The 11,090-nt window shown below is 68.7% G+C and carries 13 protein-coding genes; 9 read left to right on the top strand and 4 right to left on the bottom strand.

Going from position 1 to position 11,090, the window contains the following annotated elements:
- The first annotated feature begins 307 nt into the window (after nucleotides 1-307).
- The 3 genes from ACZZ9K_RS17270 to ACZZ9K_RS17260 all read left to right on the top strand — a co-directional run bounded on the left by ACZZ9K_RS17270 (nucleotide 308) and on the right by ACZZ9K_RS17260 (nucleotide 1,436).
- On the top strand, nucleotides 308-607 hold the full coding sequence (locus tag ACZZ9K_RS17270) for a UvrD-helicase domain-containing protein (RefSeq protein WP_463444704.1): 300 nt from the start codon (nucleotides 308-310) through the stop codon (nucleotides 605-607).
- A complete protein-coding gene (locus tag ACZZ9K_RS17265) occupies nucleotides 576-1,064 on the top strand; it encodes a hypothetical protein (protein WP_463444703.1) in 489 nt (162 codons plus the stop codon). The genes ACZZ9K_RS17270 and ACZZ9K_RS17265 overlap by 32 nt, the downstream gene beginning before the upstream one ends.
- A 198-nt stretch (nucleotides 1,065-1,262) precedes the next feature.
- Nucleotides 1,263-1,436, top strand: a complete 174-nt coding sequence (locus ACZZ9K_RS17260) for a hypothetical protein (RefSeq protein ID WP_274008283.1) — start codon at nucleotides 1,263-1,265, stop codon at nucleotides 1,434-1,436.
- A 254-nt stretch (nucleotides 1,437-1,690) separates the two neighbouring features.
- On the opposite strand, the gene ACZZ9K_RS17255 is transcribed toward ACZZ9K_RS17260, so the two are convergent.
- Entirely contained in the window at nucleotides 1,691-2,128 is a 438-nt protein-coding gene (locus ACZZ9K_RS17255; RefSeq protein ID WP_463444702.1) for a DUF6998 domain-containing protein, read from the bottom strand.
- 93 nt (nucleotides 2,129-2,221) lie between these two features.
- Nucleotides 2,222-2,977 (bottom strand): DUF4839 domain-containing protein, encoded by a 756-nt coding sequence (locus ACZZ9K_RS17250; protein WP_463444701.1) that lies wholly within the window; start codon nucleotides 2,975-2,977, stop codon nucleotides 2,222-2,224.
- A gap of 239 nt (nucleotides 2,978-3,216) precedes the next feature.
- Between ACZZ9K_RS17250 and ACZZ9K_RS17245 the strand changes: the two genes are divergently transcribed.
- Nucleotides 3,217-3,816: a GIY-YIG nuclease family protein gene (locus tag ACZZ9K_RS17245; RefSeq protein WP_463444700.1), complete on the top strand. Its 600-nt coding sequence runs from the start codon at nucleotides 3,217-3,219 to the stop codon at nucleotides 3,814-3,816.
- 157 nt (nucleotides 3,817-3,973) lie between these two features.
- Here the strand turns inward: ACZZ9K_RS17245 and ACZZ9K_RS17240 are convergent, their stop codons facing one another.
- Together ACZZ9K_RS17240 and ACZZ9K_RS17235 are read right to left on the bottom strand one after the other, a co-directional pair.
- Nucleotides 3,974-4,906 carry an NADP-dependent oxidoreductase gene (locus tag ACZZ9K_RS17240; RefSeq protein ID WP_463444699.1) on the bottom strand — a complete coding sequence of 311 codons (933 nt, stop codon included), beginning with the start codon at nucleotides 4,904-4,906 and terminating at the stop codon, nucleotides 3,974-3,976.
- A 59-nt stretch (nucleotides 4,907-4,965) separates the two neighbouring features.
- Nucleotides 4,966-5,520, bottom strand: a complete 555-nt coding sequence (locus ACZZ9K_RS17235; RefSeq protein WP_463444698.1) for a hypothetical protein — start codon at nucleotides 5,518-5,520, stop codon at nucleotides 4,966-4,968.
- A gap of 246 nt (nucleotides 5,521-5,766) precedes the next feature.
- On the opposite strand from ACZZ9K_RS17235, the gene ACZZ9K_RS17230 reads away from it, so the two are divergent.
- From ACZZ9K_RS17230 to ACZZ9K_RS17210, 5 genes are all read left to right on the top strand, one after another.
- A complete protein-coding gene (locus ACZZ9K_RS17230; protein WP_463444697.1) occupies nucleotides 5,767-6,606 on the top strand; it encodes an ABC transporter ATP-binding protein in 840 nt (279 codons plus the stop codon).
- Entirely contained in the window at nucleotides 6,603-7,400 is a 798-nt protein-coding gene (locus tag ACZZ9K_RS17225; RefSeq protein WP_463444696.1) for an ABC transporter permease, read from the top strand. The genes ACZZ9K_RS17230 and ACZZ9K_RS17225 overlap by 4 nt, the downstream gene beginning before the upstream one ends.
- Before the next feature lie 29 nt (nucleotides 7,401-7,429).
- Complete coding sequence (locus ACZZ9K_RS17220) at nucleotides 7,430-8,632, top strand: sensor histidine kinase (RefSeq protein WP_463444695.1); 1,203 nt, start codon at nucleotides 7,430-7,432, stop codon at nucleotides 8,630-8,632.
- Nucleotides 8,629-9,261 carry a response regulator transcription factor gene (locus tag ACZZ9K_RS17215; RefSeq protein ID WP_412148066.1) on the top strand — a complete coding sequence of 211 codons (633 nt, stop codon included), beginning with the start codon at nucleotides 8,629-8,631 and terminating at the stop codon, nucleotides 9,259-9,261. The genes ACZZ9K_RS17220 and ACZZ9K_RS17215 overlap by 4 nt, the downstream gene beginning before the upstream one ends.
- A 79-nt stretch (nucleotides 9,262-9,340) precedes the next feature.
- Nucleotides 9,341-10,945, top strand: coding sequence for a DHA2 family efflux MFS transporter permease subunit (locus ACZZ9K_RS17210; RefSeq protein WP_463444694.1), 1,605 nt, complete (start codon nucleotides 9,341-9,343; stop codon nucleotides 10,943-10,945).
- Nucleotides 10,946-11,090: the final 145 nt, after the last annotated feature.

Genomic DNA, 11,090 nt, shown 5'->3' with positions numbered 1-11,090 from the left:
CAATCCACTCCTAAATCTAGCGAGCCGCGGGATAATCCCATACTCGCCGAGCCAGCGAGCCCTACCCCTGTTCGGGGTAGATGAGCCGCCTATGCAGCGAAGACGAGGGATGGCGCTCCCCGTGAGACGACGCTCAGCAGCGCATCTACCAGCCCTCGCGAGGATGTGAGCCGTGTCGCACACGGCAGCTGCCCCACGGCGCAACCTGCCGCCACCGTTTCCGCCGGTATAGCGATTTTATATCAGCTTACTCGATGCGACGACGACGACGAACAGCGCGCTGCTCGCTCGCGATGCGGTCCGTGCGGTGCCGCTCAAGCGGTACGACGCGGTCATCGTGGACGAGGCGCAGGACCTGTCCTGCGCGATGGTCGCGCTGGTGCACCAGCTCGTGGGTGATCGGACCGACGGCCTGACGCTCATCGGCGACGGCCAGCAGACGATCTACCGCGGCGGGTACGCTCGGCGAGGTCGGCATCAACCTGTCAGGCTGGGGCGTCGTGCTCAACGTCAACCACCGGAACAGAGCCGAGATCCTCGATTTCGCGTAGGAGATGGTGGCGGACGACCAGTTCGTGGACATCGAGGGTGTCGACGGGGTCGGTGACGCGGTGCCCGATGTCTCACGCTCCGGTGCTGCTCCGACGATGACGCGGTTCACCAGTCGTGCCGGCCACGACCTGGTGATGCTCGACCGGCTGACTGAGGTTCTTCGGCTGGTCGGGACCGGTCACGGTGACGTCGGCATCCTCACGGCGACGAACCGGCAGGCGGACGACGTCATGGGGGCGCTCGGAAGTGCGGGCATCCCGAGCGTCTCCTTGCAGAAGTACTCGGGACGGAGCTCCGACGCGGTCCGCGTGGGGACCGTGAAGCGCGCGAAGGGCCTCGATTTCAAGCAGGTGCTCCTGGCGCACGTCGATCCCCGGCTGCTCGATGCTGCTCCGGACAACCCGTCGGAGACCGAGCGGGGCGGCGGGAGCGGCGGGAGCGGGGCGGCGGGAGCGGGGCGGCGGGAGCGGGGGCAGCGGGAGCGGGGCGCCGCGAACTCTACGCGGGGATGACCCGGGCCCGGGACGGCCTGTGGGTGGGCGTCCGGAGCGGAGCAGCGCGCGGTCGCTGGAACGACGATGGTTTGTCGGTTGAGCACACACCGATATCGTCGGCGACTGATGAGACAACACAGAGCGACAGCTGCCCTGACTGCGGTCGGCGCTCTCTCGCTGCTCACCGGGTGCGCGAACGACCAAGACGACAGAGCGATGGACGCCGCTCAGGTCCGAGACGACATGGTCGCGATGGTCCAGCACACCATCGATGCCGCTGGCGGCGGCTGGAATCTGCTCTCGAACGAGCCCGCATTGTCGGAGTGCTCGACCGCTGAAGGCAGTGCAGGCGTCACGTACTCCTGGGACCAGGAGCGTGCCGGCACTTGAGACCCGGAATCACCCATCCGCACGGTCGCGACGACGTGGAAGCAGGCCGACTACGACGTGAGCATTCGCCAGGACACGATCGACGACGGGCGGCCGCTCTGGTCAGCTGTCACCACCGGACACGCGGTCGAGTCGATCTCGATAAACGCAAGCCCTCGACGGGTGTCAATCGAGGTGCAGTCGAACTGTGGCACGGGGAACATTGCAGACTTCGAGTGACTGCAAGCGCGCGCGTGGTGACCGGGCGATGCTTTTCAAGCGGGATCGTCGAGCCGATCGAACGCCGCCGCGATCGCCTCTGTCACCTCCTGACCGGCAGAGGCAACTTGTCGGACGAGCACAGCAGACGAGTTGGTGTGTTCTACACGCCGGCCAAGACTCTGCACTTCAGCACCGGACAGCTCCCGAGCCCAGATGATGTCGTACGTCCGTGCGTCGAAGAGTACGAACAGCGCAGCTTCGAACGACCAGGACCGGAACGCCGAGAACTGCTGGCTGCGTCGGTCAGTCGGGGCGACGAGCCGGGCCTTCACCTGGATGCGCCGGCCGTCATCGGCGAGGAGGTCGTAGCTCTTCTCGGAGTTCGGAGCCAGTACTCCACCGTAGGCCCGGAGCGCGATCGACTCCGCGGGGTCGCCGAGCGGTGAGTTCCGCGTGCGGACCAATCCACGATGCAGCAGCTCCTCGATCACCGCGACGGACGTGGCGAGCAGCTGCCGGACGGACAGCGCTGACGGATCGAACGGCAAGCCAGGCGTGTTCACCAGTGCACTGTACGGCTGCGGTCAGCGGATTGCTGTCTGGACGGGCACGAGCCGGAGCAGGCACTGGTCCGAGTCGTAGGTGGCGACTTTCGCGGTCACAGCAACATTCGTTCCCTCGCCAATGGTGTCGGGCACGTCGCCGACGTAGTGCAGATCGAGCGTCGTATTGACGTCCTCGAACTGAAAGGCCGGACCTCGGCCCTCGCTCGCAGTGGGATCGTCTGCCCCGATAAGGATGTCGTACCGAGTGGCGTAGCTGCCGTGATTGTTCATCTTTAGGATCGAGCCGTCGAAAGCAACTGTGCGACCCTTGTAGTCGTTTGCGAACGCGCTGATCGAGGAATCGCAGTACTCCCCGAGCTGTAACAGCGAAGCGAACTGCGGGGTATTCGCGGCAGTGATGACCGCGGGGTCAGCGCTCGTTTCCGCCGCAGGAGTTGGAGCGGAGGACTGCGTCGGCGTCCTCGAAGGAGCCGTCGCTGTCGTCGAAACACCTCCCGCTCGGGTGTCGTTCTCGCTGCTGTCGCTCCCGAAGACTCCGGTCGCCCCGAGGACAATCACGACGACGAGTGCTGACGCGACGCCGCCACCGATGACGAGAGCACGCCGAGAGATCTTCCGCATCGGCCGCCGAATCTCGAGCTCAGACTGAAGGCGTCCCTGCTTCTGAGAAACAACCTCCCACCCGTCCTGCTCCCAGCGTGCCGCTGTGCGAGATTCCATCCCCCGGACGCACTTGACCGTGCGTGTCTGGTACCGAACAGCCTCGTCGGCCATGCTCTCCCCGTTTCTTCTGCGCAGGCGCGCCACCGGCACTTAGTCGGCCCGCAGGAGCCTATGGGAACGCGCATCCCTCCATCGACCAGTGCGGCAACGCCTGCGCCAAAACTGCGATATCCCTTCGGGATCACGCAAGAGCGACACCGACGAGCCGCGCGCCATCGACGGTTGCGTGCGCTCGCTCTCGTGATCGGCCCGTCCAACCGCTGGCCGCGGGCAATGCCTAGGATTTCTTCATGAGCTCTGACTCTCTCGAGGTCCATCTGGACGATGCGAAGCAGGCCCTGAGAGCCGACCCATTCCCGGTCACGTCGGCCGAGCGGATGCCGACCGGTCCGGGTCTCTATGCGGTCTGGTCTGATGAAGAAACCTGGTCAGAACTCGGAATCGAGTGGCGGGGGCCGCTCACTCCGCTCTACGTCGGCAAGGCCGAGAACAGCCTTCGCAAACGCGAGATCGACACGCACTTTGCCGCGGGGAGTAGTTCGGCCTCGAAGACGGGTTCGTCCACGGTGCGCCGCTCCTTCGCAGCACTCCTGGCACCGTCGTTGGGCTTCCGGGCCATCCCGAGGAACGTCGAGAAGCCCGGGCACTTCTCGAACTACGCTCTGCGCTCGGACGATGACCTCCGTCTGACCACGTGGATGCACAAACACCTCCTGCTGTCCGCGTCGGCAAAGCCCGCGGAGTTGGCTGCGCCTCTCCGCTCGCTAGAGGCGCTCATCATCCGCGAATGGGATCCGCCGATCAACATTCAGGGGGCCGCGAGCTCTCGCGCTGCGCTCAGAGCCGCACGCTCGGTGCTGAGCGCACAGGCGCGGTCTTGGTCGGACTGACCTCCACAGGAGCCCACACGCTCTGACTGTCTTGTCGGGCCGCCTGCCGGTTGAGCATCTACTCGACGTGGGCGAAGCACGAGAGCCTCGCCGCCGAACGACGGAAGGCGCGGCACCAACCGGCACCGCGCCTCCCGTCCATCACCGCGTCATCAACTCACCACGTCAACACAAACCGCCCCCGCGTCCCCCCGGCCTCCAACCGTTCATGCGCCTCCACAGCCCGCGCAGCCGGCAGCACCTCGGCGACCCGCGGCGTCAACGTCCCGCTCTCCACCGCGTGCCGCAGCTGCTCGAGCTTGTCGAACGACCGGTACTCCGAGAACACCATCACCTGCACGAACTCGATCCCCCGAGCCCCGTTCCCCTGCCACCCCCGCACGTCGAAGAACACTCCCCCGTCCCGAACGGCGTCCACCACCTCATCGCGCTGCACGGCAGCATCGGCGAGCGCGTCGACCCCGTCCGGCACGAGCTCACGGACAGCGGAGGCGAAGGAAGCACCTCGCGGCACCACGTGGTCCGGCCCGAGCGACCGGACGAGTGCTTCGTCGGCCGGAGCAGCATCCGCGATCACCGTCAGCCCGGCGGCCTTCGCCAGCTGCACCACGTAGTTCCCGAGCAGCCCAGCGGCTCCAGTCACGGCGAGCGTCTGCCCCGGCGCGAGCGAGGCGTGCGACAGGATCTGCAACGCCGTCAACCCGTTCATGGGCACGGTCGCCGCGGCGTCGATCGACGTCCCGCGAGGGATCCGCACGAACGACCCCACCGGCGCGACGAGCTCCTGCACGTAGGCGCCACCGTGGGCACTGAGCGGCAACGCCATCGCCATGACCTCGTCGCCGACCTGCCATCCGGTGACGTCGGGCCCGACCTCGTCGATGACGCCGGCGGCGTCCATCCCCGGCACGTACGGCGGCGAGGCCTGCGAGCTGTCCCGCTGCCCGGCACGCACCCCCGTGTCGGTCGGGTTCACGGCGAACGCCTGCACCCGGATCCGCACGGACCCCGCACCGGCGTGCGGCTCCGGCACCTCGTGGACGGCGAGGGCCTCGGGCCCTCCGAACTGTTCGACTCCGACGACCTGCATCCTCCCGGTCTACGCGCACGTTGCTTGACGCAACCTGACGCGACCAGGGGCCGGACGATTCAGTAGCCGATGAGCAAGACCGCGGCGAATGGAAGGCGCAGGCGGCGGGATGCGTAGATCGCGGACAACTGATCTCTGGTCTTCGCAAACGCCTCAGTCATCAGGACGCGGCCGCTGGACTGGTACCGGTACTCGATCGGCATCATCAGGACGAAGTAGTTTGCATCGAGAAGCAGAGAGGTCCTGATGATGTCGCGGTAAGCAGCGTTGCTCATGGCACCTCGCCCCGCCTCGACTTCGACCGCGATACCGAGCTCATCGTGAAACGCGTCAATCTCGTACTTCACTTCGGGTCGACCGTTGTCTCCGAAGAGCACGGGTCGCTCAATCCGTTGACCTCGGGATTTCCCCGACTCGACCTTGAAGCCGAGCTCCTCCATCGCAGGACGCAAGACCTCGAGAACGGCGTCACTCGTCAATTTGGTGACGCTCTCGCTCGATACCTCGGTCGTATCGAGCGTCGAGCGGTTTCGCTCGACGCTCTCGACAAGTCCGAGCGCCCATTCCTCGGGTCTGGCGTTCCGGGGGAAGTAACTCCACATGGGGTACGGCACACCTCGATTATGCATGCAACTGCGATGCGAATGAGATCCGGTGAAGCGGAGCGATCGGCATCTGTTGGTTCCTGCAACGAGGTCAGCCGTGGCCGTCGACGCCTTGGCCAGTTTCGATACAGCTGCAGACACGAGATGGCCAAGGTCAAGACAAAGCGCTCACATCGCACCATCCCCCGATCGGACGATGCCGAGACCACCGCCCCGGCCGATCCCCCACGGCGCCACGGCGGCGAAGCTGGACCCATGCCCGAGTCCCCCGCCATCGAGGTCCAGCACCTCGGCAAGCAGTACGCCACCGGCAAACGCGCCGTGGACGACGTCTCCTTCACGATCGAACGTGGCGAGACCTTCGCTCTGCTCGGCCCGAACGGTGCCGGCAAGTCCACGACGGTCGAGATCCTCGAGGGGTACCGCTCCCGCAGCGCCGGCGAGGTCCGCGTCCTCGGCCACGACCCCGCCCGGACGAGCCGTAGCCACAACGCACGCATCGGCATCGTCCTGCAGACCAGCGCGGAGTCCCCGAACGTCACCGTCGCCGAGCAGCTGAACCACTTCGCGACGCTCTACCCGAAGCACCGCAGCACCGAGGAACTCCTCACCGCGACGGGGCTCGAGACGCAGCGCAACACCCGCATCAGCGGACTGTCCGGAGGCCAGCGCCGCCGCGTCGACGTCGCGCTCGGCATCATCGGCCGACCCGAGGTCCTGTTCCTCGACGAACCGACCACGGGCTTCGACCCCGAGGCCCGCCGGCAGTTCTGGGACCTCCTGCGCCAGGTGCAGCACGAGGGCACGACGATCCTGCTCACCACGCACTACCTCGACGAAGCCGCGCAGCTCTCCGACCGGGCCGCGGTCATCGCCGACGGGAAGCTCCTCGACCTCGCACCCATCGACGAGATCGGCGGCGCCGAGGCCCGCACGCCCCGGGTCCGCTGGCGTGACGACGACGGCGGACACCACGACGAGCGCACGACCGACCCGACGGCGCTCATCCGCAGCAGCACCACACCCATGCACGACCTCGAAGTCATCCGTCCGTCCCTCGAGGACGTCTACCTCGACATGGTGGGACAGAAATGAAGACAGCAACCAGCCGCATCTCGTACGAGATCCGCACCTACTTCCGTGCTCCCGACGCGGTCTTCTTCACGTTCCTGTTCCCGATCATCATGCTGGCGCTGTTCTCGGTGGCGTTCTCCGGCGCCGCCGACATCCAGGCCGGCCCCGACGTCAGCGTCGACTACGCCACCTACTACCTGCCCGGCCTGGTCGCGACGGGCATCCTGCTCTCCGGCACGCAGTCGCTCGGCGTCGACATCGCCGGCGAGCGCAGCGACGGCACGTTGAAGCGCCTCGGCGGCACACCGCTGCCCGTCCTGTCGTACTTCGTCGGCAAGATCGGCATGGTCCTCGTCACCACGCTTGTGCAGACCGCCCTGCTGCTGGCGATCGCGAGCCTGGTGTTCGGCGTCGACCTGCCGACCGACGCGAGCAACTGGGGTGTCTTCGCCGGGGTGATCGTCCTCGGCATCGCCACCAGCTGCGTCCTCGGCATCGCGGTCTCGGCGCTCCCCCGCGAGGGCCGGCGCGCCACCGCCACCATCGTCCCGATCGTGCTGGTGCTGCAGTTCATCTCCGGCGTCTACCTGCCCTTCACGCAGCTCCCCACCTGGTTGCAGGACGTCGCCTCCGTCTTCCCCCTGCGCTGGATGGCGTCCGGCATGCGGTCCGTCTTCCTGCCGGGTGCGTTCGAGTCGGGTGAGCCGGGAGGCGCGTGGCACCTCGGCCTCGGAGCCCTCGTGTTGGCAGCGTGGCTGGTCCTGGGCACGGTGGCCTGCCTGCTGACGTTCCGGTGGAACCGCAAGGACGCCTGATGACGCCCCGCTGGTGGGATGCTGGGCACATGAACGGCGAGACGTGGATGCGCAACCGGTGGTTGCACGTCTTCTTCGCGGGCACGATGCTCCTCACCGCCGTGATCACCGTGTTCGGGTGGTCGCCGTGGGGTACCCGCTGGCCCGCCTACACCGCGGTCGTGGTGCTCGTCGTCGCCTACGCCGTGTTCGGCCACCGCGGCTACGACAGCCCCCGTGCCGCCGCGGCCTTCCTGCCGCTGGTCCTCGTCGCCGCCCTGGTGCTGCCCGCCGTCGTGCCGAGCACCGCGTTCGTGCAGTGCATCGCGTTCCCGCTCGTCTGGGTGCAGTCCGAACGGGTCCGCACCGCCGTCCTGCTCTCGGTCGCGGTCGGCATCGCGAGCGGCATCGGCCTGCAGGTCTCCGGCGGCCCGGACGCCCTCGTCAGCACCGTGCTCATCGAGGGCATCAGCGTCATCGGTGCCTGCGCGATGGGCGTGTGGATCTCGAGCGTCGCCGGCCTGTCCGAGGAGCGCCGCCAGCTCCTCGACGAACTCCGCGCCACGCAGCAGTCCCTCGCCGATGCCCACCGCAGCGCGGGCGTCGCGAGCGAACGGGAGCGCCTGGCCCGCGAGATCCACGACACCGTCGCGCAGAACCTCGCCGGCATCGTCATGCTCACCGAACGTGCCCGCAAGGACCTGGCGAACGACCGCGGTGCCGCGCTCGACGAACGGCTGGCGGTCCTCGAGGAGTCGGCGCGAGCGGCGCTCGAGGACTCCCGCGCCCTCATCGCCGCCGGGGTCGCCGGTGCCACGAGCGGCAGCCTGGCCGGGGCCCTGCACCGCCTGGCCGAGCGCTACACCCGCGAGACCGGCACGCCCGTTGCCGTGGACGCGACCGACGGCCCGCTCGACCGCGATGCCCAGGTCGTGCTGCTCCGGGTCGTCCAGGAGTCCCTCGCGAACATCCGTGCCCACGCCGACGCCGGCTCCGTCCGCATCGTCCTGCAGCACGCGCCCGAACGGGTCGGCGTCCGTGTGACCGACGACGGCGTCGGCTTCGACACCGGCGTCCCGACGGCCGGGCACGGTCTCCGGGGCCTCCACGAACGGTTGGCGCTCTCCGGCGGTACCTGCACGATCACGAGCAGCCCTGGCGGCGGCACCGTCGTCGACGCGAGCCTGCCCACCGGACCCGAGCCGAGCCTCCCGTCCGCCGATCGTCACCCCGTCGCGGAGGTGACCCGGTGATCCGCGTCGTGGTCGCCGACGACCACCCGATCGTCCGGTCGGGCATCGTGGCCCTGCTGCAGGACGCCGACGACGTCGAGGTCGTCGGTCAAGCGAGCGACGGCCGCGCGGCGGTGACGGTGGCGCTGGCCGAACGCCCCGACGTCGTGCTCATGGACCTCCGGATGCCCGTGCTCGACGGCGATGCGGCGACTGCGGAGATCCTCGCCGCCGACCCCGGCGTCCGCGTCCTGATCCTGACCACGTACGAGTCCGACGACCAGATCCTCGCTGCCATCGAGGCCGGCGCCACCGGCTACCTGCTCAAGGCCGCCCCCGAGTCCGAGATCCTCGCCGGCGTCCGGGCGACCGCACGGGGCGAGACCGCGCTCGCGCCCTCTGCGGCCGCGGCGCTCGTCCGCCGGGCGACGGGCACGCTCCCCGCCGCGGCCGGCCCGTCGCTCACCCCGCGCGAACTCGACGTCCTGCGCCTCGTCGCCCAGGGCAACAGCAACCCGGCGATCGGCCGCGCGCTGTTCCTCAGCGAGGCCACGGTGAAGACCCACCTCGGCCACGTCTTCGAGAAGCTCGGCGTGAACGACCGCACCCGTGCCGTGACCCGCGCGATGGAGCTCCAGCTCCTGCCGTGAGTCCCCGGTCCGCCGGTCATCGGAAGCGGGTGTACCGTCAGGTCGTCAGCATGCTGATCATCTGAGAGGAACCACCGGAATGCGCGCTCCCGCCGCAGCACCACCCACCACGCCGGACCGTCGTCGTTGGCTCGGCCTGGTCGTGATCAGCCTCGCCGTGGCGCTCATCATCGTCGACTCCACGATCGTCAACGTCGCGATCCCGAGCATCGTCGCCGACCTCGACATCGGCTCGACCCTGGTGCAGTGGGTGCAGGAGAGCTACACGCTCGTGTTCGCCGCCCTGCTGCTCGTCTTCGGGTCCGTGGCCGACCGGTTCGGCCGCCGACGCCTGCTCACCACCGGCGTCATCGTGTTCGCGGTGGCGTCGGTGCTCGCCGCGCTCTCGCCGACCGGTGAGCTCCTCGTCGTGTCCCGCGTGCTGCAGGGCATCGGCGGCGCGATGGTCCTGCCCACCACGCTCTCGATCCTCAACGCGACGTTCACCGGCCGGGAGCGCGGCATCGCGTTCGCCGTGTGGGGCTCGACGATCGGCGGCATGGTCGCGGTCGGCCCGTTGCTCGGCGGCTGGCTGACGACGGACTTCTCGTGGCGGTGGGCCTTCGGCATCAACGTCCCGATCGTCGCGGTCATCCTCGTCGGGCTCGCCGTCGCCGTGCGGGAGTCGCGGGATGCCCGGCACACCGGCCGCATCGACCTCGTCGGAGCGCTGCTGTCCGTGGTCGCGAGTGCCGCCCTGGTGTTCGGGCTCATCGAGGGCCGCACCTACGGCTGGTGGACCCCGTCGTCGACGCCGCTCACCATCGGCTCGTGGTCGTGGGACGGCCCGGTCTCCCCGATCCCGGTCGCGTTCGTGATCGCGGTCGCTGCCGGAACCGCCTTCGTGGTCCGTTCCCTGCGCCGGCAGCGAGCCGGACGCTCGACCCTGATCGCACTCGACCTGTTCCGCATCGGCTCGTTCCGGAACGGTTCCGTCGCCGCGCTCATCGTGTCGCTCGGCGAGTTCGGCATCATCCTGTCGCTGCCGCTCTGGCTGCAGAACGTGCTCGGGTACTCCGCCCTGCAGACCGGCTTCGTGCTGCTCGCACTGGCGATCGGGTCGTTCGTCGCGAGTGGGTTCGCCGCGACGGTCGGGCAACGCGTCGGAGCACTGCCGATCGTCCGGATGAGCATCGGCGCCGAGGTCGTCGGGGTCGCCGCGATCGGGTTCGTCGTGACGTCGTCGACGCCGTGGTGGGCGATCGTGCCGTGCCTGTTCGTCTACGGGTTCGGCGTCGGGCTCGCGACGGCCCAGCTCACCGGTGTGGTGCTGCAGGACGTCCCGGTCGAACGCAGCGGTGAGGCGTCCGGTGCCCAGAGCACCGCGCGCCAGATCGGCTCGGCGCTCGGCATCGCCGTCCTCGGCACCGTCCTGTTCACCTCGACCGGCAGCATCCTGGAGCACCGTCTGCAGGACGCGGGCACCCCGGCCGCCACCGCGACGAAGATCGCCGACGCCGTGGTGCAGTCCTCCGGCGGAGCCATCTCCGGCCTCGACGGGGCCACGCGTGCCGACGCCGCCGACGCGTTCTCCGACGGCACCCGCGCTGCCGCGTTCTCCGCCGCCGGCTTCCTGGTCATCGGCCTCGGCGCCACCCTGCGCCTCCGCGCTCCGCGACGCCCCGACGACGAGGACCAGGCCTGACCGGAGACCCCGTTCTGCAGCGCTCCTGACGGTTCGGGTTCACGATCCCCGAGGATCCTGAACCAGAACCGTCACCGCGCGGACACGAACCCGCGTCCCGCGCGCCGTGGACGCGACCACCGACGAAACGGGAGGCACGGTGCCT

Source organism: Curtobacterium sp. AC268 (assembly GCF_979258745.1).
This window is presented reverse-complemented; position numbering and strand designations above follow the sequence as displayed.